The sequence below is a fragment of the Microbacterium sp. SY138 genome, assembly GCF_039729145.1.
Classification (GTDB): Bacteria; Actinomycetota; Actinomycetes; order Actinomycetales; family Microbacteriaceae; genus Microbacterium; species Microbacterium maritypicum_A.
Window position 1 is genome coordinate 389,068 of the sequence record NZ_CP155793.1, and the last position, 24,021, is coordinate 413,088.

20 protein-coding genes are annotated in these 24,021 nt (G+C 70.7%); 16 read left to right on the forward strand and 4 right to left on the reverse strand.

Features of this window, described 5'->3' with window-relative positions:
- Nucleotides 1–24: 24 nt before the first annotated feature.
- From ABDC25_RS01815 to ABDC25_RS01845, 7 genes are read left to right on the forward strand one after another with little or no spacing between them, the layout of a single operon-like run.
- A complete protein-coding gene (locus ABDC25_RS01815) occupies nucleotides 25–825 on the forward strand; it encodes a hypothetical protein (protein ID WP_347124537.1) in 801 nt (266 codons plus the stop codon).
- Entirely contained in the window at nucleotides 822–1,814 is a 993-nt protein-coding gene (locus ABDC25_RS01820; protein ID WP_347124539.1) for a CocE/NonD family hydrolase, read from the forward strand. The genes ABDC25_RS01815 and ABDC25_RS01820 overlap by 4 nt, the downstream gene beginning before the upstream one ends.
- The gene (locus ABDC25_RS01825; RefSeq protein ID WP_347124541.1) at nucleotides 1,811–3,274 is read left to right on the forward strand and encodes a YcaO-like family protein; all 1,464 of its coding nucleotides are present in this window, start codon (nucleotides 1,811–1,813) and stop codon (nucleotides 3,272–3,274) included. Before ABDC25_RS01820 ends, ABDC25_RS01825 begins: the two co-directional genes overlap by 4 nt.
- Before the next feature lie 8 nt (nucleotides 3,275–3,282).
- A complete protein-coding gene (locus ABDC25_RS01830) occupies nucleotides 3,283–4,302 on the forward strand; it encodes a hypothetical protein (protein ID WP_347124543.1) in 1,020 nt (339 codons plus the stop codon).
- The gene (locus ABDC25_RS01835) at nucleotides 4,299–4,502 is read left to right on the forward strand and encodes a hypothetical protein (RefSeq protein WP_347124545.1); all 204 of its coding nucleotides are present in this window, start codon (nucleotides 4,299–4,301) and stop codon (nucleotides 4,500–4,502) included. Before ABDC25_RS01830 ends, ABDC25_RS01835 begins: the two co-directional genes overlap by 4 nt.
- Nucleotides 4,493–5,944, forward strand: coding sequence for an ATP-binding cassette domain-containing protein (locus tag ABDC25_RS01840; protein WP_347124547.1), 1,452 nt, complete (start codon nucleotides 4,493–4,495; stop codon nucleotides 5,942–5,944). The genes ABDC25_RS01835 and ABDC25_RS01840 overlap by 10 nt, the downstream gene beginning before the upstream one ends.
- The gene (locus ABDC25_RS01845) at nucleotides 5,941–7,650 is read left to right on the forward strand and encodes an ABC transporter ATP-binding protein (protein ID WP_347124549.1); all 1,710 of its coding nucleotides are present in this window, start codon (nucleotides 5,941–5,943) and stop codon (nucleotides 7,648–7,650) included. Before ABDC25_RS01840 ends, ABDC25_RS01845 begins: the two co-directional genes overlap by 4 nt.
- Here ABDC25_RS01845 and ABDC25_RS01850 read toward each other — a convergent pair.
- Nucleotides 7,611–10,145 carry a DUF3516 domain-containing protein gene (locus tag ABDC25_RS01850; protein ID WP_347124551.1) on the reverse strand — a complete coding sequence of 845 codons (2,535 nt, stop codon included), beginning with the start codon at nucleotides 10,143–10,145 and terminating at the stop codon, nucleotides 7,611–7,613. The two genes, ABDC25_RS01845 and ABDC25_RS01850, sit on opposite strands and share 40 nt — an antisense overlap.
- A gap of 152 nt (nucleotides 10,146–10,297) precedes the next feature.
- Here ABDC25_RS01850 and putP point away from each other — a divergent pair, with 152 nt between their 5' ends.
- Entirely contained in the window at nucleotides 10,298–11,809 is a 1,512-nt protein-coding gene (gene putP / locus ABDC25_RS01855; RefSeq protein WP_347124553.1) for a sodium/proline symporter PutP, read from the forward strand.
- 22 nt (nucleotides 11,810–11,831) lie between these two features.
- Here the strand turns inward: putP and deoD are convergent, their stop codons facing one another.
- The 3 genes from deoD to ABDC25_RS01870 are packed head-to-tail and all read right to left on the reverse strand — an operon-like array spanning nucleotide 11,832 to nucleotide 14,330.
- A complete protein-coding gene (gene deoD, locus ABDC25_RS01860) occupies nucleotides 11,832–12,545 on the reverse strand; it encodes a purine-nucleoside phosphorylase (protein WP_347124555.1) in 714 nt (237 codons plus the stop codon).
- 59 nt (nucleotides 12,546–12,604) lie between these two features.
- Nucleotides 12,605–13,273: a DNA alkylation repair protein gene (locus tag ABDC25_RS01865; protein ID WP_347124557.1), complete on the reverse strand. Its 669-nt coding sequence runs from the start codon at nucleotides 13,271–13,273 to the stop codon at nucleotides 12,605–12,607.
- Between the two features lie 19 nt (nucleotides 13,274–13,292).
- Nucleotides 13,293–14,330, reverse strand: a complete 1,038-nt coding sequence (locus tag ABDC25_RS01870; RefSeq protein WP_021198350.1) for an FUSC family protein — start codon at nucleotides 14,328–14,330, stop codon at nucleotides 13,293–13,295.
- Between the two features lie 113 nt (nucleotides 14,331–14,443).
- Between ABDC25_RS01870 and ABDC25_RS01875 the strand changes: the two genes are divergently transcribed.
- The 8 genes from ABDC25_RS01875 (at nucleotide 14,444) to ABDC25_RS01910 (ending at nucleotide 23,924) form a co-directional block, all read left to right on the forward strand.
- Nucleotides 14,444–15,022, forward strand: a complete 579-nt coding sequence (locus tag ABDC25_RS01875; RefSeq protein WP_051667828.1) for a TetR/AcrR family transcriptional regulator — start codon at nucleotides 14,444–14,446, stop codon at nucleotides 15,020–15,022.
- Between the two features lie 204 nt (nucleotides 15,023–15,226).
- A complete protein-coding gene (locus ABDC25_RS01880) occupies nucleotides 15,227–16,543 on the forward strand; it encodes a cytosine permease (protein ID WP_231479821.1) in 1,317 nt (438 codons plus the stop codon).
- Complete coding sequence (locus ABDC25_RS01885; RefSeq protein WP_347124560.1) at nucleotides 16,540–17,679, forward strand: DUF917 domain-containing protein; 1,140 nt, start codon at nucleotides 16,540–16,542, stop codon at nucleotides 17,677–17,679. The genes ABDC25_RS01880 and ABDC25_RS01885 overlap by 4 nt, the downstream gene beginning before the upstream one ends.
- Nucleotides 17,679–19,229: a hydantoinase/oxoprolinase family protein gene (locus ABDC25_RS01890; protein ID WP_029260085.1), complete on the forward strand. Its 1,551-nt coding sequence runs from the start codon at nucleotides 17,679–17,681 to the stop codon at nucleotides 19,227–19,229. Before ABDC25_RS01885 ends, ABDC25_RS01890 begins: the two co-directional genes overlap by 1 nt.
- Nucleotides 19,230–19,299: 70 nt before the next feature.
- Complete coding sequence (locus ABDC25_RS01895) at nucleotides 19,300–20,358, forward strand: hypothetical protein (RefSeq protein ID WP_347124562.1); 1,059 nt, start codon at nucleotides 19,300–19,302, stop codon at nucleotides 20,356–20,358.
- 94 nt (nucleotides 20,359–20,452) lie between these two features.
- The gene (locus tag ABDC25_RS01900) at nucleotides 20,453–20,698 is read left to right on the forward strand and encodes a hypothetical protein (protein WP_347124564.1); all 246 of its coding nucleotides are present in this window, start codon (nucleotides 20,453–20,455) and stop codon (nucleotides 20,696–20,698) included.
- 65 nt (nucleotides 20,699–20,763) lie between these two features.
- Nucleotides 20,764–23,646: an AAA family ATPase gene (locus ABDC25_RS01905; RefSeq protein WP_347124566.1), complete on the forward strand. Its 2,883-nt coding sequence runs from the start codon at nucleotides 20,764–20,766 to the stop codon at nucleotides 23,644–23,646.
- 74 nt (nucleotides 23,647–23,720) lie between these two features.
- A complete protein-coding gene (locus ABDC25_RS01910; protein WP_017831237.1) occupies nucleotides 23,721–23,924 on the forward strand; it encodes a cold-shock protein in 204 nt (67 codons plus the stop codon).
- Nucleotides 23,925–24,021 lie beyond the last annotated feature (97 nt).

The following is a 24,021-nucleotide window of genomic DNA, read 5'->3' on the forward strand; positions in this document are numbered from 1 at the left end:
CCGGGCCCATCACCGAGAGACACCATGACTTCCGAACCCCGCATCCTGCCGCTCCCCGACACCGGGGCGCATCTCGTCGTCGGTGCCGACGGCCGCCCCCGGATCCGTCTGCGCACCGGACGACTCGTCCTGGTCGACGCGCCGGCCGCCGCTCTGGTCGAGGCCCTCGAGAGCGGGGGCCACGGAGAGCGCTCGACCGCGCTCGACCGGCTGACGCTCGAGGTGCAGGAACGCGAGTCCGCCGATGCCCTTCACCGCTGGCCGCAGGAGCGCCGCGACGTCTGCCTCCTCGGAACGGGTCCGCTCGTGCTCGACCTCGAGCGCGTGCTCGTCGCCTGGGGCGCCCGGGTCGCCGTCCTGGATCCGGAGGCGGCACCGTCCGAGCACGCCGCGCTCGTGGTCGCCTATGCCGAGGACGCCTCCGGCCGCCGCCGCTGGGCAGAGCTCGATCGGCTTCCGGAGCGGGGCACCGCGTGGCTCCGCGTGCACCGGGAGGGCGAGGTCGTGCTGATCGATCCGCTCGCCGTCGACCCCGGCGACCCCACCTCCGTGCAGGTGGCCGCGCGACGGGTGGCCGCGAGCAGCGCGCCCGCGTCGAGCGAGGCCTGGCAGCGGGCGCGTCCGCTCACCCCTGGCGCGCTCGACGACGCGACCAGAGCGCTCGTGCTCGCCCGACTGCTGCACACCGTCCTCGCGTGGGCGCAGGAGGACGCAGAACTCGACCGGCTGCGGACGACGCTCTGGAAGGTCGTTCCCGCAACCGGTTCCGTGAGCGCGCACACGGTGCTGCCCTTCCCCGCGGCCCCGCGCCGGGTGATCCGATGACGCCGCCGCGCGACGCCCGCCCTCATGCCGTGCTCGCGGAAGACGGCGCCTTGCTGCGCGGCTGGGTCTGGGAACCCGCGGAGCCTCGCGGCGTCGTGCTCATCCGTACGCCATACGGCGCCTGGCGACACGGCGACACCGCACGCGCCTGGGTCGGGCGGGGCTACCGCTGCGTGATCCATGACGTGCGCGGACGCCACTCCTCCGACGGTGAATGGCGCCCCTACCTCGCGGAACGCAGCGACGGGCGCGCGGTGGTCGAGCAGGTCAGGGCCGAGAGCCCCGGGCTCCCGCTCGTGCTGTCCGGCGGCTCGTATGCCGCGCACACCGCACTCGAAGCGGCCAGGGCCGTCGTCGTCGAGGCCCTGGTGCTCCAGGTGCCGGCGCTCGGGCTCGCCGAGACCGCGTGGGACGAGAACGGGCGTCCCCAGCTGCGCGACCGGATCGGGTGGTGGCACCAGCACGGCCGCGGCCCGCGTTCCCTGGCGCCGCTGTCGGACGAGCAGCTCTCGGCCCGTGTCCGGCGGGCATCCGACGTGGGCGTGCATCGGGCCGCCGACGAGTGGGGGTGGTCTTCCGAGGTCCTGTCCGGATGGCGACGCCTCTGGTCTGCTCCGGCCGTCGACCTGGACCGTGCCTACGGGGCGCTCCTCGCACCGCTGCTGCTCATCCGCGGCGATCACGACTTCTTCTTCACGCATGCCGGTCGACTCGCGGCCGCCTGGCGGGGCCCCGTCCACCTGGTCGATGGTCCGTGGGGACACCGACTGGCCGCGGACATCGACGACGACGATGTCCGCTCCCGGCTGCGCAGTGCGGGCGGCATCGGCGGCGTACTCGACTCCTGGCTCGCCGAGACCGGACTGCCGACCAGGGCATCCGCGCTTCCTGCATCCGCGCTCCCCGCGCCGGCGTCGGGGCGGAGTCGCCGGACCAGATCCGCCTTCGAGCCGGAGACCGGCCGCTGGCGGTACGAGAGGACAGCATGACCCTGCACGACACTCACCAGACCGCTCGCCGCGACACCCCGCACGACACACCGCGCGACACCCTGGGGCACGCCCGGGGTCGATCCGCGATCCGCGCGACGCTGTCGGCCGAGGCGCTGGTCGATGCGGAGGCCGGCATCATCCGCTCGGTGCGGGAGGTGCCGCATCCGATCGGTGCCCCAGACCGGTACCTGGCCTTGACGGCATCCGTGGCCGACGCCCGGATCCTCGGCGAGTGGCCCGCCGATCGGGTCTCGCTCGGCACATCGTTCGGCGACCCCGCTCAGGCGCGCATCGCCGCGATCGGCGAGGGCGTGGAGCGGTATTGCGGCAACTGGCTGCCCGATGAGCTGCCTCGCGGCGAGCTCCGTGTCAGCACCGCCGACGAGCTGCGCGCCGACGGGGAGAGCGTCATCGACGAGTCCGATCTGCCGCGCTTCGCCGACTGGCAGCTCGCACGGCCCGGGTTCGCGTATCAGCGTCTGCTCCCCTCCACACCGACGCTCTGGGCACGCTGCGACGAGATCGACGGTGGCTCGGTGTGGGTGCCGGACTCTCTCGTGCACCTGAACTGGCGGCAGTCCCGGTTCCGCGCGCTGCCGCGGACACACCATCTGAACTACGCCGGCATCGCGACCGGCGCAGGGTTCGACGACGCCCGCGACCGCGGGGTGATCGAGGTCATCGAGCGGGATGCGCTCGAGGTGTGGTGGCACCTGGACGGACCGACGTTCGGCATCGATCCGGCCACGGTCCCCGGCCTGCTCGACGATCTTCAGGGGAGCAGCCTGCGGGTGTGGCTGGTGGCGATGCCCTCGGAGTTCGCTCCCGCGATCGGCGCGCTCGTGCACGACGAGGAGCGCGGGCTCTACGCTGCAGGCTTCTCGGCCTCGCTCGACCCGGCGCGGGCCGCGCGGAAGGCCGTGCTCGAAGCGGTGCACACCTGGATCTACACGCAGGGATGCACGACGGACGACGGATGGGTGTTCCGCGCGGTCGCTGCGGGACTGATGGCGAAGGGCCTCACCCTCGACTTCCGTCCGCACGCCGACTACCTCGCCGCGGCCGGGCCGCAGTTCGAGAACGTGATCGACCTCGGCGCGCACGTGCAGGTGTGGCTCGACCCGAGCGTGCACGACGAGGCCCGGCGGTTCCAGTCGCCCGCGCAGGGCGTGCGTCCGCTGAGTGCGGTGGACCCGGTCACGATCGACGAGGTGTACGGGCGTCTGCGCGATCGCGGTCACCGCGTCCTGACCCGCGACCTCACGACCTCCGACGTGCGACGCACCGACCTGCGCGTGGTGCGTTCGATCGTGACCGGACTCGTGCCCAACGCCCCGGCGGCGTTCTCGTACCTCGGAATGCCACGGTTCCGCGAGGCGACCGAGGAGCGCGGCTGGCGCACCACCTGGACCGGCGGCCCGGAGGACTTCACCCTCCTCCCGGCTCCGCATATGTGAGGGGCGTCATGGATCGCACACGCCGCGAGAGCCGCGGCCTTCCTGCCCCGCTCGACGAGGCGCTGACCTCGCGCATGCCCGCAGGTCCCCTGCCGCCGGGGCCGCGCGCGAACGCCTGGGATCGGGTCGGTGCCGTCGCGGACGAACCTCACCGCGGGGTGTCAGAGCTCGTCGACGCCCTGTGGCACCCGGGGGAGTACCACCGGGATGCCGACGGCTCGGCCACCCGCATCCGTCGGCGCCCCGTCCCCTCGGCCGGAGCGTGCTATCCGGTGCAGACCCACCTGATCGACCCCACCGGTGTGCGCTGGACGGTCGACCAGGAAGGGGTCTTCCATCGTCGCGTCCTCGCATCCGACCGTGCGGACGGATGGCCGTCGCCGGCATCGGACGACGGCACCGCACGCCTGGTGTTCACCGTGCTGCCGGGGCGGTCGTTCGGCCGCTACCGGCACCGGGCGTGGCCCCTGTGGATCGCGGATGCGGCCTACGCGGTCGCCGCCGTGCGATTCCTGCTGGGGGAGCGCGCCGGGCCCGTGCAGGTCGGTCCCTCGAAACGGCTGCGGGAGATGCTCGGCGTCCCCCGGGCTGCGGATGCCGACGCCTGGATGCGCCGAGGACTCGCGCCGGAGATCCCGCTCGCCGCCGTCGGGATCCCGCACGTGCCGACCCCGCACGCCGCTGCTGTGCAGGCTCTCGGCACGCGACGCTCGCCCGCCATCACGGAGTTCGCCGATCGGATCGGGGGCTCACCGACCACCGAGGTCGAGCGCGTCGCCCGCGCCTCCGGACAGGGCTGGGTGCGCGGTGCGACCGAAGCGCGCTCCTGGTCCCTGCCGAGCAGGGCACCCTCGACGATCGTCGGCGCCACCCTCTGGAGCGCCCATCTCGCCGCCGCACGCCTCTGCTACGAGGCCGCTCTCACCGGAGACAGGCGCACGCGCCCGGTCTCCGGCTTCTCCTCGACGGGCGACCGGTGGATCCTCCACGCGGTCGCCGTCCTCGACTCCCGCGGAGGTGCACGATGATGATCGTCCCCGAGCTGTGGCGCGAAGCGCGACGGCACCCCTGGCTCCTATCCATGAGCATCCTGCTCCTCCTCCTCGTGTTCGCGACGCACCTCGCGCAGGCGCTCGCCCTCGCGTGGTCTCTCGCCGCCTTCGTGCGCGGTGACACGGCCGGCGCGGTGGCGGGATCCTCGCGATCGGGGTGGCGCGGATGCTGCTGACGCTCGCGCAGGGCGATGCCGCCGCCCGCCTCGGAGGGCGGGTCAGGGAAGATCTCCGAGGTGCGGCCGTCGCCGCGGCGCTGGTGCCGGAACGACTGCACGATGCCCGCCTCCGCGACGGCTCGACCCAGCTCGCGCTCGGCGACGGCATCGACGGCACCGACGCCTATGTGTCGAAGTACATCCCTGCGGTGGCGCAGCTCGTGGTCGGCAGCCTGATCGCGGTGTGCCTCGTCGCGGTGCTGTCGCCCGTGATCGCGCTGTGCGTCGCCGCGGGGATCCTGCTCGCGGTGCTGGGCCCTTTGGCCTGGAAGCGGATGCTCGCCCGGCGCGGGTTCGACCACTGGGACAGCTACGAGGCTCTCAGCGGCGACATGCTCGAGGCACTCCGGGGGATGTCGACGCTGCGGGCGCTGGGCGATGTCCCCGCGACCCGCGAGCGCTTGCAGGCGAGGTCGGAGTCGTTGCGCGTGGCCACGGAACGCGTCATGCGATCGTCGCTCGCCGAGACGGCGATCACCGACTTCGCGGTGCAGGCCGGAGTGGTGGTCGCCGCCGGGCTGGCCGTCGTGTCCGTGATGACCGGACAGCCACCGGCCATCGAGGTGTACACCCTGCTCCTGCTCTCCTCGGAGGCGTTCCGGCCGGTACGTGACCTCTCGCGCCACTGGCATGCCGGATTCCTCGGGCTCACGGCGGTTCCCGGGCTGGCGGCCCTCGGTGCGTTCCGTCGGTCCGCACGGGTCGCGACGGAGATCGAGCGCATCGAGGAACCCGAGACCGGGGCGGTGACCGGCGGGGGAGACGTGCTCCGCATCTCCGGCCTGTCGTACCGATACCCCGGCACCGATCACGATGTCCTGCGCGGGGTCGACCTCCGTGCCGGGCGTGGCGAGGTGCACGCGATCGCCGGCCCCTCCGGTGCGGGCAAGTCCACGCTCTTCGACCTCGTCCTCGGCTTCCTCCCGCCCACGGCGGGAACGGTCGAGCTCGACGGGCGCCCGCTCCGCCCGAGCGATGTCGCCGTGGTCTCCCAGCACCCCGTCCTGTTCACCGGGACCATCAGGGACAACGTCGATCTGTTCGACGCCGGGCAGGAGGCGCTGGAGGATGCGTGCGCCGCGGCCGGGGTGCTCGACGAGATCCGGGCGATCCCCGGAGGCTTCGACGCGAGGGTGGCGGAAGCGGGGACGAGCCTGTCGGGCGGGCAGCGGCAGCGTCTCGCCCTCGCCAGAGCGCTGCTCGCCCGGCGCCCCGTGCTTCTCGTCGACGAGCCGACCAGCGCCCTCGACGACCGCAGTGCCCTGACCGTCGCCGAGACGCTCGAACGTGTCGCCGCAGAGAGGATCGTGCTCATGATCAGCCACCGTCCCGAGGCCCTGGCCAGGGTCGCCGATGTGCGGGTGCTCCGTGACGGAATGCTCGTGGAGGAGGCCTCATGACCTCGTCCGCGGGCATCCTCGCTCGGCTGGTTCCGCCGCTGCGACCCGAATGGCGGCGCATCGCCTGCAACTACCTGATCGCCACCACGAGCCTGTGCGCGCTCGCCGCCATCGGGGTGCTCACCGCGCTCGGCGTCGGCGGGGCCGTCGTGCACGGCACCCGGCCGCCGGCGGTCTGGTGGTTCGCCCTCGGAGGCCTCGTGCTGCTGCGCACCTTCCTCACCTGGCGCGAGATGGACGTGTCGCACGCCCTCGCCTACCGGGTGCTCGCCCGGCTGCGGATGGCGCTCTTCGACGCGTACTCGCGCAGCGTTCCCGGTCGCCGGCGCGAGCACTCCGGTCGGGCCGCATCCGTTGCGATGACCGACATCGAGAAGCTGGAGTTCTTCTACGCCCACACGGTCGCGCAGATCGGTGCCGCGTTCACGCTCTTCGTCGGATCCCTGGTCTGCGCGTTCCTGGTGATGCCGGTGGCGGCGGTCGTGATGCTCGCCGGAGCGGTCGCGGTCGCGCTCACCGTCTGGGCCGGGGCGGGTCCGTCGCGGCGTATCGGTGCGCGCGAGCAGCAGGAGCGCGAGGAGCAGTCCGAACGACTGGTCGACGCCCTCGGTGCGCTGCGCGAGATCCTCGCCTTCGGGCTGCAGAGCCGGGTCGTTCGCGAGGCCGTCGACGGTACCCGGCGGTCGGCGCGCGTCACCCGCCGCCGGGAGGTGATCGCCCAGCTCGTCGACGGCACGCGCGAGCTGATCCTCACCGCGGTCGTGATCGGGGTGATCGCCGTCTCCCTTCTCGACGGATCGGTCGACGGGGCGGTCGACGCCGGGCGAGCGGCACTGCTGCCCGCGGTGATCGCCCTCGCCGTCGCCGGCGTCGCCGCGGTGGCGGACGCCGCGCACACGGTGTCGGGGCTGCATCCGCTGATCGCCAGTGCCGATCGCGTGGGTGCAGGGCTGCACCGCCCCCCGGTCGTGGCGCCGGTCGATCGTCCGCTCCCGCTGCCGCCGGGGCCGCTCGGTGTGCGCTTCGAGAGGGTCGCGTTCTCCTACGACGACCGCACGGAGGTTCTGCGCGGCTGGTCGATCGACGTCGACCCCGCTGAGCACATCGCCCTCGCGGGGCCGTCCGGCGCCGGCAAGAGCACCGTGATCGCGCTCGCCGCGCGGCTGTGGGACCCTGCAGAGGGCACCATCGCTCTCGTCGATGCGGCGGGGGTCGCGTACCCGCTGGGTCGCATCCGAGATGAAGATCTTCGCCGGACCGTGGCCGTGGTGGAGCAGGATGCGCGCCTCTTCCACGGCACCGTGCGCGACAACCTCGTGCGGGGTGCCGGCGCCCGCACCGACGAGCAGTTGCGCGAGGCGCTCACACGGGTCGGCGCCGACGACTGGATCACCCTCGACGACGAGCTCGGCGAGCACGGGGTGAGGCTCTCCGGTGGTCAACGGGCACGGTTGGCCCTGGCGCGGGCGCTGTGCCACGAGCCGCGTGTGCTCATCGTCGACGAGATCACCGCGAGCCTGGATGCCGAGTCGGAGCGCATCATCTCCGACGTGCTCGAGGGGTTCGACGGCACGGTCATCGCCGCCTCGCACCGGCGCGAGACTCTGGGGCGGTTCGGGCGGGTGGTCGGCGTGGAGCGCGGAGGCCAGGCGAACGACGGCGGCGGCTACAGCCGGTCGACCCCGGTGACCGTGACGACGGCCTGACCGGCTTCGTCCGAGGCTGCGAGGTCGATAGTCGCGGTGATGCCCCAGTCGTGGTCGCCGGCGGGATCGTCGAAGATCTGCCGTGCGGTCCAGGCGGCGGGCCCCTCGGTGAGGATCAGCAGCTTCGAGCTGCGGGCATCAGCGCCGGTGAGGATCTCGTCGTGGTCGGCGAAGTACCCGTCCAGCGCGTCCGACCAGGCGTCGGCGCCGAAACCGGGATCGAGCTCGGCCAGCGCGTTCACGTCTTCCCTGGCCGCCAGCTGCACCCGGCGGAAGAGTTCGTTGCGCACCAGGATGCGGAAGGCGCGGATGTTGCTCGTGAGGCGCTTGGGTGCGGGCGGGACGATCGGCTCATCGGGCGCGTGTGGATCGAAGCGTCCGTTGTCGACGCCGGCGATCAGCTCCTCCCACTCGTCGAGCAGGCTGGAGTCGACCTGGCGGACGAGCTCGCCGAGCCACTCGATGAGATCGCGCAGATCCTCGTCCTTGAGCTCTTCCGGGATGGTCTGCGAAGCCGCGCGGTACGCGTCGGAGAGGTAGCGCAGCACCACACCTTCGGAGCGCGCGATCTTGTAGTACGCGACATATTCCCCGAACGACATTGCCCGTTCGTACATGTCACGCACCACCGACTTGGGGTGCAGCTCGAAGTCGCGGATCCACGGCTGGGCCGCACTGAAGGTCTCGAAGGCCGCGGTCAGCAGCTCGTCCAGCGGCTTCGGGTAGGTGATCTGCTCGAGCAGCTCCATCCGCTCGTCGTACTCGATGCCCTCGGACTTCATCGCGGCGACCGCCTCGCCCCGGGCCAGGAACTCCTGCTGACTGAGCACGGCGCGGGGATCGTCGAGGGTCGACTCCACGATCGAGATCATGTCGAGTGCGTAGGAGCCGGTCCCCGTGCCGGCGGCGGGATCGGGGTCGAGCAGCTCGAAGGCGGCGAGGGCGAACGGCGACAGCGGCTGGTTGAGCGCGAAGTTCGGCTGCAGGTCGACCGTGAGGCGGATCTCTCCTTCGGGGGTCTTCTCGACGATGCCCGATTCGCGGAGCGTGCGGTAGATGCCGATGGCCCGTAGCGCGAGCTCCCGCTGGCGCCTCCGCGGCTCGTGGTTGTCGTATACCAGTGCGCGCATATTGCCGAACACGTCACCGCCGCGGGCGATCACGTTGAGCATCATCGCGCTCGTGATCTGCATGTGCGAGGTCAGCGTCTCCGGCACGGCATCGATGAGCTTGCGGAACGACGGCTCGCCCCACGACACGAAACCGTCCGGTGCCTTCTTCCGGACGATCTTGCGCTTCTTCTTCGGGTCGTCGCCGGCCTTCTTCACCGCAGCGACGTTCTCGCTCTCGTGCTCGGGCGCCTGCGCGACGACCGTGCCGGCGGTGTCGTAGCCCGCGCGGCCCGCGCGGCCCGCGATCTGGTGGAACTCGCGGGCGTTCAGCTGCCGCATCCGGGTGCCGTCGAACTTCGTGAGCGCCGTGAGCAGCACCGTGCGGATCGGCACGTTGATGCCCACGCCGAGGGTGTCAGTGCCGCAGATAACGCGCAGCAGTCCGCGCTGGGCGAGCTGCTCGACCAGACGCCGGTACTTCGGCAGCATGCCCGCGTGGTGCACGCCGATCCCTGCGCGCAGGAACCGTGAGAGCGTCTTGCCGAACGCGGTCGTGAAGCGGAACTCGGCGATCAGGGCGGCGATCTCGTCGCGCTGCTCGCGGGTGGCGACCTTGGTGCTGGAGAGCGCCTGCGCGCGCTCCATCGCTGCGGCCTGCGAGAAGTGCACGACGTAGATCGGCGCCTGTCCCGTGTTCAGCAGATCGTCGATGGTCTCGTGGATCGGCGTCGTCTCGTAGAAGAAGTGCAAGGGGACCGGACGCTCGACACCGGTGACCGTGGCCGTCTCGCGGCCGGTGCGACGCGTGAGGTCGGCGGCGAGCTCGGTCACATCGCCGAGTGTCGCCGACATGAGGATGAACTGCGCCTGAGGCAGCTCGAGCAGCGGCACCTGCCACGCCCACCCGCGGTCGGGGTCGGCGTAGAAGTGGAACTCGTCCATCACGACCTGGCCGACGTCGGCATCCGTTCCCTGGCGCAGCGAGAGGTTCGCGAGGATCTCGGCCGTGCAGCAGATGATCGGAGCATCGGCGTTCACGGAGGAATCGCCCGTGACCATGCCGACGTTCTCGGCGCCGAACACATCGACCAGGGCGAAGAACTTCTCGCTCACGAGCGCCTTGATCGGTGCCGTGTAGTAGCTGCGCCGTCCGGCGACCAGGGCACTGAAGTGGGCACCGATCGCGACGAGCGACTTCCCGGTGCCGGTGGGGGTGGAGAGGATCAGGTTGTTGCCGGAGACGATCTCGATGACCGCCTCGTCCTGCGCGGGGTACAGGCTGATGCCCGTCGATTCCGCCCATTCGACGAACGCGAGGTAGACGGCATCCGGATCCGCGGCGTCCGGGATGAGGGCGGGGTCGAGCCGCGGAGAGGAAGTCATGGTGATTCGATCATCCCTCATGCGCGGGGGCACCTGCTCTGCGGGACCGACATGCCGCCGCGCCGGGCGACGTCTGGGCGGCACCGCCGGCGGTTGACATCATCGAACGACGACCGGATGCGGTGGCTCCACCGCGAAGGGGGACGACGACGATGCCCGACCAGATCTTCACTTTCGCCGCGCTGGGTGTGTACTTCGCGGCGATGCTGCTCATCGGATGGATAGCCTTCCGGCGCACCGGCGATCACGAGGACTACATGCTCGGCGGACGGAATCTGCCGCCGTGGGTGGCCGCCCTCAGCGCCGGGGCCTCCGACATGTCCGGCTGGCTCGTGATGGGGCTGCCCGGTGCGATCTACGTCTCCGGTCTCATCGAGGCGTGGATCGCGATCGGCCTCACCATCGGCGCCTACCTGAACTGGCTGCTCGTGGCTCCTCGGCTGCGCGCCTACACGCAGGTGTCGCGCAACTCCATCACGGTGCCGAGTTTCCTCGAGAATCGACTCCGGGATACGACGCGACTGCTGCGGGTCGTCTCCGGTGTCGTCATCCTCGTCTTCTTCACCCTCTACATCTCCTCCGGCATGGTCGCCGGTGGGGTCTTCTTCGAGAGCTCGTTCGACGGCGACTACCTCACCGGCATGCTGCTTGTCACGGGCGTCACGCTCGCGTACACGCTCTTCGGTGGGTTCCTCGGTGCGTCACTGACCGATGTGGTGCAGGGACTGATGATGGTGATCGCGCTGGTCGTGATCCCGGTGGCGGCGATCGTCGCGATCGGGGGACTCGCCGAGACGGGCGAGCTGATCAACGAGGTGGCGCCGGACCACCTCTCCATGCTCTCCGGAACGGCGCTCACGGGCGGCACCATCCTCGCCATCGTCTCGTCGCTCGCCTGGGGCCTCGGATACTTCGGACAGCCGCACATCATCGTGAGGTTCATGGCTCTGCGCTCGCCGCAGGAGGCGAAGAGCGCTCGACGCATCGGCATCTCCTGGATGATCGTCTCGCTCGGCGGCGCCGTGCTGTCGGGCCTGGTCGGCATCGCCTACATCGCCAAGACGGGCGTCGACCTCGCCAACCCCGAGACCGTGGTGCTGCTCATGTCGCAGACGCTGCTGCATCCGTTCGTCGCCGGCCTCGTCCTGGCGGCCGTGCTCGCCGCGATCATGAGCACGATCTCCAGCCAGCTGATCGTGTGCTCCTCGGCCCTCGTGGAAGACCTGTACGGCGTGTTCCGGCGCACGCCGCCCTCGCAGAAGACGCTCATGCTGATGGGGCGGCTCGGTGTGCTCGGCGTCGCGATCGTCGCCGCGGTGCTGGCGATCACCCCGAACGACACGATCCTCGGACTCGTCTCCTTCGCCTGGGCCGGATTCGGCGCCGCATTCGGCCCGGTCATCCTGCTCAGTCTCTACTGGCGCAAGCTCACCAACTGGGGTGCCCTGGCGGGGATGTTCGTCGGCGCCGCGACCGTGTTCATCTGGAAGGCTCTCGACACCGGGCTCTACGAACTGCTTCCCGCCTTCGTTTTCGCTCTGATCGCGGCCGTCGTGGTGAGTCTCGTCACGTACCGGCACGACGACGAGATCCAGCAGGAGTTCACCGACACCGGTGCCATGCTGGCTCTACCCCGTCCGCACGCGGTCGGCGACACGCCGTAGCGGCCGAGCGCGCCGGGGACGCTCAGACCGCGGTGGCGGCGCGCAGAGCGATGCGGATCATGTCGCCGAAGGTCTGCTCGCGCTCCTGCGCCGAGGTCTCCTCTCCCGTGACGATGTGATCGCTGACCGTGCAGATCGCGAGGGCGCGCCGACCGTAGTACGCCGCGAGAGTGTAGAGACCGGCGGCCTCCATCTCGACGCCGAGGATGCCGTGCTGCACGAACGGCTCCATGAGCTCGGGGCGCGTGCTGTAGAACTGGTCGCTCGAGAACAGCTGTCCCACGTGCACGGTCGAATCCAGAGGTTCGGCCTCGCTCGCCTCAACTGCGGCGCGCAGCAGGGAGAAGTCGGCCACGGGTGCGTAGTCGAGTCCGTGGAAACGGCTCCGGTTGATGCCGGAGTCGGTGCTGGCGGCGTTGGCGATGATGATGTCGCGGATCTTGACGCGCTCGGTCAGGGCTCCGCACGAGCCGACCCGCACGATCGTCTGCACGTCGTACGCGTCGAACAGTTCGTTCGCGTAGATCGCCATCGACGGCTGCCCCATGCCCGAGCCCTGCACCGACACGCGATGCCCCTCCCAGGTGCCGGTGAAGCCGAGCATGCCGCGCGTCTCGGAGTACAGCTCGGCATCGTCGAGGAAGGTGTCGGCGATCCACTTCGCCCGCAGCGGGTCGCCGGGGAACAGGACGATGGGGGCGATCTGACCGGGCTCTGCGGCGATGTGGGTGCTCATGGCCTCAGCGTAGCCAGCCTCATCCCGCCGCGCCCGCGCACCCGTGTCCCCGGCGCCGATCACCCCTCCCGTCGTTGCACGATCTCGCCGATCCAGAGCGGGGCGAAGGGCGAGGTGCAGCCGGGTGCGGTCGGGTAGTCGGCGAGCACCTGCAGGCGTTCGCCGATCGCCAGCGCCCTGGCGCGGTACTCGGGGTGGAAGATGCCGATGTTCGCGAGGGTCTCGTTCATGGACCACTGCAGGCGCGACGGCGCATCCTTCATGTCCCGCTCGATCAGGTCGAGCAGGTGCGCAAGGTCCAGGCCGTCGGCGTCCTTCATGACGCGCACGGTCGTGAGCGACCAGGCTGCAGCAGCCACCGTGGGGTCGGCGTCGTCGAACCACCGCAGCCGCAGCTCTTCGGCGAGCGGGGTCTTCTTGGCGACGTAGTTGACGAACCAGTCGTTGACCTTGGGTGGGCGGGTCTCGCGCAGCATGGCGTCGAGCTCGTCGGCGGTGAAGTCGCGCGGGCGGCAGATCAGCAGGGCCAGCAGCCGTGCGGGCGTCTCGCCGGTCGCCCACAGCTCCTGCGCGAGGGGCTGGTCGGTCTTGATCTTCTTGGCCAGCGCTCGCATCCGGCTGAGGTTGATGCCGTGGTCATCGCCCCGCTTCTCGTTGGCGGCGCGCATCTTCGGGTCTTCCAGTGCGGCGAGTTCGCCGAGGGCTTCGGCGACGGTCATGTCGGACATGCCTCCAGAGTAGGCGGGCTCAGTCCTCGTCGAGCAGCTCGCCCCTGATGCGGCGCAGGTCTTCCATGAGGGAACCGATCAGGATCCAGTGCTGTGACGACGGCGGCCGGATCACGAGGGGAGCGGTGAGCGCGGGGATCGCCGAGGTCATGGTGTCCGGCTCCGGCGAGGCATCGGCGACCTGCACGGCGAGCCGTACGTCGTGCCCTGCGCGTCGCAGCTGCTCGGCGATCGCGGCGACGGCGGGCTCCTCGCCGATCCGGTCGTCGTAGTGGTCGAAGTAGGCCCGGGTCATGCCGATCGTCTGCGTGACGATCGGGGAGAGCCGGTCGAGCAGCGCCCGCATCTCACGCAGATCGGCACGATGGGTCGAGCGCCGCGGGTTCAGAGTGAGCGATTCCTCTCCGGCGGCGATCGAGGCCTCGGCGGCCTCCTTCATCGGCCGCAGCAGCCGTACCTCCAGCATCAGCTCCTGCAGCCGTGCGGGCGTCTGGGGTTCGGGCAGTGCGTCGGCCAGGCGATCCAGGCTCGCGGCGAGCTCGAGGCCGAGGAGCCCCACGTCCCGACGGGCCGGCGCGACGAGCACCGGAGGCACGATCAGGGCGTTCACGACGATGCCGATCACGACCCCGATCAGCGTCTCCACGATGCGGGCGAACGCATACTCGGGACTCGACGAGCCCAGAGCCAGCACCAGCATCGCCGAGATCGCGACCTGATTGCCGGTGCCGGGCGAGGCGCGGAAGATCCACGCCACCAGCATCGCGACGACGATCGCGAGCAGCACGATCCAGCTCGGCGAACCGAGCAGCAGCCCGAGTGCGACGGCGATCACGACACCGGCGATCACGCCGATGCTGCGCTCGAGCGCCTTCGACAGCGACTGGTTCACGCTGGGCTGCACCACCAGCAACGCGGCGATGGCGGCGAAGACGGGCAGCTGTGCGGGGAACACCCATCCGGCGATCAGCCACGCCGCGATGGTCGCCGCGGCCGACTTCACGACCTGCAGCAGCGGGGAGCGCTGGGAGGCGCGGATCGCGGCGGGGATGCGCATGACCTCAACGCTAGTCGTGCGGATGCCCCGAGCGCGGCTCTTGCGTCGCGGGAAGATGCGGGGTTACGCTCTGCCTAACTAACAGTCGTTAGGTAACGAGTCTGAGGCGGAAGATGACCAGAGCAACGATCCTCGCGGAGGCCCGCACGATCTTCGCGCGCCAGGGCTACGCCGAGACGAGCCTGCGCGAGATCGCCGAAGCCGTCGGGATCAAGACGCCCTCGCTCTACGCGCACTTCTCGAGCAAGGAGGCGCTCTACGCCGAGGTGTATGCCGCGGTGTCGATCGATCACACCGCGTTCTTCGACGAGCTCGTGCGGAGCAGCTCCGATATGGAGCCGCTCGCGCGTCTGCAGCACCTCCTCGGCGGCATCGAGGCCTACTACCGCGACCGGCCCGACCTCGCGGAGTTCAGCCTGCGGGCCGCGGTCACCGAATACGGTCCCGGTGGCGAGCAGCTGCGGCAGATCTTCCTCGACTCGGAGTCGACCCTCGCCGCCGCGGTGCGCCAGACATATGACGACGGGGTCGCGACGGGGACGTTCGTCGCCGGTGACGCAGACGGTTTCACGGCACTGGTCTTCGTCGTCATGGACGGCCTCTTCCTCCAGCTCACCCACTACACGCCCGAGGTCTACCGCGAACGGTTCGACCAGGCCTGGCGGCACCTCTCCACGATCCTCTCCCGATGAACACCACGCTCTCCCGATGAACCACCGCCGCATCGACGCGGGACACGCCTGACCCGCCGGCACCGAGCCACGAGCTCCGACCCGGCATCGCACGACACGGCCGCAACGACAGGCCGCCCCCGACCCGCCCTGCGAGTCGTCCGCACCACGGGAACCCGAATCCCCGCCGACGGACTCGCAGGGCCACTTCTCAAGGACAAGATGATGACCACCACCGACTACGAGCACGGCGTCGTGCCCCAGGACCAGCGCAAGAGCTGGCTGTCGATCGCCACCGTGTGGATCGCGATCGGCATCGACCTCTCCGGGGCGTTCCTCGGTGTCTCGCTCGCCTCCGGCATGGCCTTCTGGCCGGCGATCGGCGCGACGATGCTCGGTTCGCTGCTGCTCGGACTGCTCGCGATGGCCTGCGCCTACGTCGGCGCCGCCACCGGGCTCTCCACCGCGATGATCTCCCGCGCGGTGTTCGGGCGCATCGGCGGGGCGATCCTCGCCCTCGCGATCGCGATCAGCCTGGTCGGCTGGTACGCCGTGCAGGCGGGCTTCTTCGGAGCGAACGCGCAGATCGCGTTCGCCGAGTTCACCGGCATCGATGTACCCGTGCAGGTGTTCACCGCGATCGGTGGCGTGCTCATGGCGATCACCGCGTTCTGGGGCTACCGCTCGATCAACCGCCTCAGCACCCTCGCCGTGCCGCTGCTCCTCCTCCTGCTGATCGTCGGCGTGGTCGTGGCGTTCACGGTGAACGGGGCGGCAGGGCTCGAGGCCCCGGTCGAGGCGACGTTCACGTTCGGCGGTGCGGTGTCGCTCGTGATGGGCATCTTCATCCTCGGTGTCGTGCTGGCCCCCGACATGGCGCGGTGGGCGAAGACGCCGAAGCAGGCCATGATCGCCGGGTTCGTCGGCTTCTTCTTCGGCAACTCGATCATCCTGGTGGTCGCGATCCTTCTCGCCCGCATCATGGACGGCACCGAGTTGATGGCGATCTTCTTCGCCCTCGGTCTCGGCGGCGTCGCCGTGGTCGTGCTGATCCTGGCGCAGTGGACCACGAACACGACCAACCTCTACTCGGCCGGCCTCTCGTTCGCGTCGATCAGCGAGCGCCTGAGCCGCCGCACCGTGACCATCGTGCTCGGCGCCATCGGCATCGTCGTCGGAGTGATCGGCGCGGCCGACTACTTCGTGCAGTTCATCCTCGTGATCGGCACGATCATCGCCCCCTACGGCGGCGTGTACCTGGCGTCGTTCTTCACCGGTCGAAAGACCGCGCGCTGGGCGCACGGCGCCACCGTGCCGCTGGTCGACGGGTGGTCGATCACGGCCTGGGTGGTCGGCATCGTCGTGGCCGTCGCGACGACGAACCCGGCGGACGGTCCCGGCTTCGGCTGGTTCACGATCACCTCGATCTCCGCTCTCGACGGTCTCCTCGTCGGCTTCGTCGCCTACCTCCTGCTGCTTCCGCTCCGCCGCCGCGTGGCACCGGACCCGGCCGCCCCCGTCACGGACGAGGTGAGCGCATGACCACCGCTCCCTTCCTCACAGAAGCCGACATCGACGAGATCGCCCTGGGCGCCGCGGTGCTCGGTACCGGCGGCGGAGGAGACCCGCACGTCGGCTCGCTCATCGCCAAGCGCCTCATCCGCCTGCACGGACCGGTGCCGCTGGTGGCTGTCGACGACCTGACCGACGACGACTTCGTGATCCCGATCGGCGGGATCGGAGCGCCTTCCGTGAGCGTGGAGCGCATCCAGGCCGAATCCGAGCTGCTCGCGGCCCTGCAGGCGATCGAACGCGCGGTGGGTCGCAAGGCCACGGCCGTGATGCCGATCGAGGTCGGTGGAGGCAATTCCATGATCCCGATCGCGGCCGCCGCGCTCGCCGGACTCCCGGTGGTCGACGGTGACGCGATGGGACGCGCCTTCCCGGAGGCGCAGATGGTCACGTTCCATCTCGCCGGCTACGGACCCGGCACGACGGTGCTCGTCGATCACCACGGCAACGAGGTGGTCAGCCGCCCGGTCGACGGCGGCTGGTCGGAGCGCATCGCGCGGGCCGTCACCGTCGAGATGGGCGGAGGGGCGACCATGATCGACTACGCCTACGGTGGCGACGTCGTGCGCGAGTGCGCGATCCCGGGCACTCTGGGGCTCGCCCAGCGCATCGGACGCATCCTCCGGGGGCGCGATGGCGGCGGACGCGAACTGCGCGACGACGAGCGCATCGACGCTCTGTGCGCCGACCTCGATGCGGTGCGGCTGTTCGACGGCAAGGTGGCAGACCTGCAGCGCTCGGTCGACGGCGGCTTCACCCGCGGTGCGGCCGAACTCGTCGGCGTCGGTGCCGACCGGGGAAGTGCGTTCCGCCTCGACTTCCAGAACGAGATGCTGCTCGGGCGTCGTGACGGCGTGCTGGCGGCGGTGACCCCCGACCTGATCGCGGTGCTCGACCTGGCGACCGGCATGCCCATCACGACGGAGTCCCTCCGCTACGGCGCGCGGGTCGCGGTCATCGCGATCCCCTGCCATGACAAGTGGCGCACGCCGATCGGGCTGGAGACCGCAGGGCCCGCCCACTTCGGATACGACGTGGAGTGGATTCCCGTCGAAGACATCGCGCAGCCCTCCGGTGCGCGCCCGACGGACGAGGAGGCCGCGTGATGGCCGGCACCTATCGCATCGGCATCGACGTCGGCGGCACCAACACCGACGCCGTGATCCTCGACGAGCGGCTCGACGTCGTCGCCTCGGTCAAGCGCCCGACCACGGCCGACACGGGCGACGGCGTGGCCGCGGCGATCGACGCCGTGCTCGCGGCCTCCGGCGTCGACGCCGCCCTGATCGGGCACGCGATGCTCGGCACCACTCACTGCACCAACGCGATCGTCGAGCGGCGCGGTCTCGGTCGCGTCGGCATCCTCCGCCTCGGTGCACCGGCCACCACGGCCGTCCCGCCGTTGGAGGGCTGGCCCGACGACCTACGTGCGGCGATCGGCGAGCAGGCACACCTGCTGGACGGCGGCTTCGAGGTCGACGGCCGCGTGCTCTCCCCGATCGATGAGGATGCCGTGCGCGAGGCCTGTGCACGGATGCGCGGCGAGGTCGACGCGGTCGCCGTCGTGGGCGTCTTCGCGCCGATCGACGAGAGCCAGGAGGAGCGGGTCGCGGCCATCGTCACGGAAGAGCTGGGTGTCCCCGTGTCGCGGTCGGCGCGCATCGGCTCGCTCGGACTGCTCGAGCGCGAGAACGCGACGGTGCTGAATGCGGCGCTGATGCAGACGCTGCGGCAGATGGCCGCGGGCTTCGTCGCCGCTCTGCGGGAGCGGGGCATCCCGGCCACCCCGTACTTCGGCCAGAACGACGGCACCCTCATGCAGCTCGAGTACGCGCTCGAGTTCCCGGTGCTGACGATCGGCTGCGGTCCGACGAACTCGATCCGCGGCGCCGCGCACCTCTCGGGCGCGACCGACGCCCTGGTGGTCGACATCGGCGGCACCACGACCGACATCGGCGTGCTCGTCGACGGGTTCCCACGGCAGTCGGCGCACGCGGTCGAGATCGGCGGCATCCGCACGAACTTCCGTATGCCCGACGTGCTGTCGGTCGGCCTCGGCGGCGGCACGATCATCCGGGAGACGCCTGCGGGCGCGACCGTCGGCCCGGACAGCGTGGGCTATCGCCTTCCGCAGGAGGGTCTCGCGTTCGGCGGCAGCACCCTCACGGCCACCGACGTCGCGCTCGCGGTCGGCGGCGCCGAGATCGACGGTCTCGACGCCCCCGCCGTTCCCGAGGGGGTCGGCTCCGCGGCGTGGACCGCGATGCGGGAGATCCTCGAGGACTCGATCGATCGGATGAAGCCGAACGCCGCGCCGGTACCGGTGATCCTGGTCGGCGGGGGCGGCATCATCGCCCCGACCGTGCTCGACGGCGTCGCCGAGGTGATCCGCCCCGATCACTTCGGCGCCGCCAACGCGGTGGGGGCGGCCCTCGGCGAGGTCGCAGGCCAGATCGAGAAGATCTACCGCGTCGATCCCACCGACCAGCGGGCATCCCGGGCGGACGCCGCCGCCGAGGCGACCGAGCGTGCCCGGCTCGCCGGCGCCGATCCCACGACGATCGAGGTCGTCGCGGTGGAAGAGCTGCCGGTGGCCTACTCCGACGGCACGGCCGTGCTCATCCGCGCCAGAGCGGTGGGTCGCCTGGCGGCCTGACTCTCCGCGGACGGCATCGCCTCGGGCGGGCGGGCTTCCGTCCGTCCGAGGTGCGTGCTTGCATGGGCGCATGGAGCGGGACGCGAAGCTGCGTGGCGAGACGAGAGCGGTCTGGGCGACCGTGATCTGCTTCGTGATCGGCACGCTCATCGGGATGCTCGTCCTGGGCGGTGCCGACCGCCCGCTCACGGGCGAAGGGGCGCTCGCGATGCCCGCCGCGCTCATCGCCGGAGCGATCGCGGCGGGCGCCTTCCTCACGAGCACACTGATGCACCGAGGGGGCGAGACGAGGCCGATGCCGCGCTGGCAGGCGGTGGTCTCCGATCTCTCGGCTGGTGCCCTCACCGTCGCGTTCGGAGCCGTCACGACGATGGGAGTGCTGCTCGCCGCCGAGGTGCTCACGGCCGGGCTCCACGGACTGCAGCTCGCGGCGATCGGCGGCGGACTGCTCACCGGTCTGGCGGCGGCGGTCGGCGGGCGCTTCGCCTTCGGCGCCGGCGTCGACCTGCGCACGGCAGACCTCGCCGCGCTCCTGTTCGGTTTCCTCGTGATCGGCACCCTGTTCGCCATGATCACGGCCGCTGATCCGCGCTGGTGGGAGCAGAACTTCTCCCAGTTGGGCTCCGGTTCGTGGGCCTTCAACGGCACCCTCCTGGTCGCGGGGCTTCTCATCGCGACCGTCGGCTCGTACATCGGTCGTGACCTGCACCGGCTGCTCGGGGATTCCGCACTCTCCCGCATCGCCGTCGTCGTGGCGTCGTGGGCGGCCACCGGAATCGCACTGGCTGCGGTCGGGCTGCTGCCGCTGCATCGTGTGCCCATCCCGCACGACATCGCCGCGGTCTCCACGCTCGTCCTGTTCGTCGTGGCGGCCGCGACCACGGTCGCCGCTGTTCCCGGGCACCCCCGAGCGCTCCTGATCACCTCGATCGGCGTCGGTCTGCTCCTGGCGGCGGCGATCGTGCTGTGGGTGCCGTTCGGTCTCTTCTCGGCCACCGCTGTCGAGGCCGTCGTCGTCGGACTCGGACTCCTGTGGATGGCGACGCTCGTTCGGGTTCTCGCGATCCTGGTGCCGGCCCGGTCTCGCCCCTCCGCGCGCCTGTCGCTGATGCGCGCCCGGCATCCCTAGAGCGGCATGCACGAAAGATAGGGCAACTGCCCGATGCCCCGGGGGTGCCTCAGAGCGGACTGTAGGGATACAGCGAACCGTCGAGGAGAACCCCATGTACGAGCACCCGTATCTCAGCCAGCAGCTCACCCGGCACGACCAGGAGCAGATGGAGCGCGCCGCCACGGAGAGGCTGCGTCTGATCGAGCACGCCGACCAGATCGTGCCGCGTCCGGAAGGGGTGGTCCGGCGGATGCTGCGCCGCGCGTTCGGTCGCACGGCGGTCGCCACGTCTGCGACCGCCCCGACGACGGCTCGTGTCGCGGGCGGATGCGAAGCGGCGGCGGCACACGCGCAGTGAGCGGCGTCGCGCAGCGCGAACCGCAGACCGTCCCGAATGTCGGTCGGGGGTGGGACGATGAATCCATGCCCCCTTCCGCGTCGAGCGCTGCGATGGTCGGCCGCGAGGCCGAGCTCGCCGAGGTGCGCCGATCGTTCGCCGGGGTGCGCGACGGCGTCCCGGCCGCGCTGCTCGTCGAGGGCGAGGCCGGCATCGGCAAGTCCCGCATGCTGCGCGAGTTCGCCGCCGAGATCGCGCCGACCGCCGACGTGCATGTGGGCTGGTGCCTCGATCTGGGCGCCTCGCGCACGCCCTACGGGCCACTCACCGGCATCCTCCGCTCGATCGTCACACGCATGGGCGTCGACCGGGTGCGCGAGTCGGTGGGGGTGGGGGTCGAGGCACTCGGCATGCTGCTCCCCGAACTCGTCGACTCCCCGACCGATCGCGACCGCACCAGCCCCGAGCACCTGCGCGATGCGATCGCCTCCCTCATCGAGGCGGCGGCCGAACGCGCCCCGCAGGTGCTCGTGGTCGAAGACCTGCACTGGGCCGACGAGTCGACGCTCGCCATCCTCTCCTTCCTGCTGCGGGCGCTGAGCCGCGGCCGCATCCTGTTGCTCCTCACCTCTCGTACTGACGATGTGCGCCGCGGGGATGCGGTGAGCCGCTTCATCGGCGAGGCGACGCGCGCGCGGTTGCTCGAGCGCCTCACCCTCGGCCGGCTCGACGAGGCCGCGGTTCGTGAGCTGGCCGAGCAGATCACCGGCCGGGCGCTGACCGAGAGCGCCCTCGATCGCATGCAGGAGCGGGCCGAGGGCGTGCCCTTCTTCATCGAGGAGATCGCGGGGTGCGCGAACGGCCCGCTCCCCGACGGTCTGCGCGACCTGCTGCTCGCCCGCTTCGACCGGCTCGGCGACGATGCGCGGCGTGTGGTGCAGGTCGTCTCCGGCGCCGAGCGTCCGCTCTCCCATCCGCTGATCACGGGCCTCGTCGATCTGCCGGAGCAACGCCTCGACGAGGCGATCCGCGAGGCGACGCGCAGCGGCATCCTCGTCGTGGGCGACGACGACTACCGGTTCCGGCATGCCCTGCTGCGCGAGGCCGTGCACGACGACCTGCTCCCCGGCGAGCGGGCACGCCTGCATCGCGCCTATGCCGAGGCGCTCGAGGCGCAGTGCGCGGGGTCGGATACCAGCGACGCCGCGGCCCTCGCCTATCACTGGCAGCTCGCGCAAGACGATCGGAAGGCGCTCGTCGCCGCCGCCGACGCCATGCGCCACGCGAAGGGGCAGTACGCGTTCGCGAGCGCGGCCCGCTTCGGCGAACTGGCACTGGAACTGTGGCCGCTCGTGCCCGACGCCGCCGCGGCGGCACGCGTCGAGAGACTCGACCTGCTCCTCGTGCTGGGATCGATCCTGCGCAATGCGGGCGACGGCGAGCGGGCGCTCGCGGTCGCGAACGTCGCGCTCGCCGAGATCGACCCCGCCACAGTGGACCCGCGTCTGCATGCCCGACTCCTGCGCAACAAGGCGCTGTACCTCGTCAACCTCGGACGCCTCGGTGCGATCCCGCTGCTGCAGCAGGCCCTGGCCATCGCGGAGGAGCGCATCGGCGACGAGGTGTTCCGGGCCGAGCTGCTCAACCAGCTCGCGAGCCGGCGCATGATCGCGGGCGACAGAGAAGAGGCGATCCGCCTCGCGGATGAGGCTGAGCTGGGGGCGGCCGGAGCCGACTCCACCGACCAGCTGTCGATCGCCGCGAACGTGCGCGGCGGCTCCCTGGCCCACCTCGGCCGGGTCGACGAAGGGGTGCGCGAGTACGAGCGGGCGCGTGAGCTCGCGGCCGGAACGACGGCCGAGATGCGCTATCGCGTCAACTACTCCGACCTGCTCACGCTGCTGGGCCGCTACCGCGAGGCGGTCGAGGTCGCCGAAGAGGGACTGCGGCGTGCCCGCGAGCTCCGCGTCGAACGCACCTCGGGGTCGATCATGGCCCAGAACATGGTGGTGCCCCTGCTCGAACTCGGCGAGATCGAGCGGGTCGAGGAGATGCTGTCGCGCGACTTCGTGCAGGGAACCCTGCGTGTGTTCCGCATGTACATGAGCATGACCCGCGTGCGGGTGCTGGCCTGGCGCGGGCGGTCGGCCGAGGCAGCAGAGCTGTTGCAGGAGTGGTTGCCGGCGTTCGAGGAGACGGGCGGCTCGGAGCGGCAGATCTGGTACGACCGGATCATGATGACGGTGGCTGTGGCCGAGAGTGAGGGGAATCTCCGGAGGGCGCTCGACACCATTCTCGAGATGCTGCGCGACGAACATCCGGCGCTGCTGCACCAGCGCCGGCTGCTGCTGGAGGGCGGGGCGATCATCGCCGAGCTGCGCGCCGAGGGCGCCGACACCACGACGGCATCCGATGCCGTCCGTGCGGCGTGGTGCGCGCAACCCGCGCAGTTGCAGGACGACGCGTGGTCGACGATCCTCGATGCGCTGCTCGACCCGCGCCATGACGCCCTGGATGCGGCCCTCCACCATGCCGAGGGAGAAGACGTACCGGTCGTCTTCCGCGCCGTGCTCCGGCTCGAGCGCGCGCGTCTGCTCGTCCACGAGGGGGAGCGCGTCACCGCGGCGTCGGTGCTCGCCGAGGCGGCAGGCCTCGCGGAGGCACTCGGCAACGCCCAGGTGCGGGCTGCGGTCGCCCGGTTCGCCACCGACGCCGGACTGCGTGCCCCCGCCGATCCGCCGTCGGGCGACGACCTGCTCACGGCTCGCGAGCGGCAGGTGCTCGAGCTGATCGCCGAAGGGCTGAGCAACCGGCAGATCGGCGAGCGGCTGTTCATCAGCGTCAAGACCGTGAGCGTGCACGTCTCGGCCGTGCTGCGCAAACTCGGCGTGAGCACACGCACCGAAGCTGCTCTCGTGCAGAAGAATCGACAGTTCCGTGTCCCTGCCCAGCCTGCCGTGGTAGCGTGACTGTGCGCGCGTCTCGGATGTTCCGATTCGGCGTAGGCCGTGTAAACGGCTAAGTCAACAGAAAGTAGAAACACATGGCCACTGGCACTGTGAAATGGTTCAACGCGGAAAAGGGCTTCGGCTTCATCGCTCCCGATGACGGCTCGGACGACCTCTTCGCCCACTACTCGGCTATCGCCGGCTCCGGTTTCAAGGAGCTCCGCGAGAACCAGAAGGTCGAATTCGACGCTGAGCGTGGCCCCAAGGGCATGCAGGCGGCGAACATCCGCGCTCTCTGAGCGCGCGCTGACTTCCTGAAGCCGGTCGGATCCTCACGGATCCGGCCGGTTTTTTCGTGCCACCCGCAGCTTTCGAATCGCGTGAATGGCCCCAACC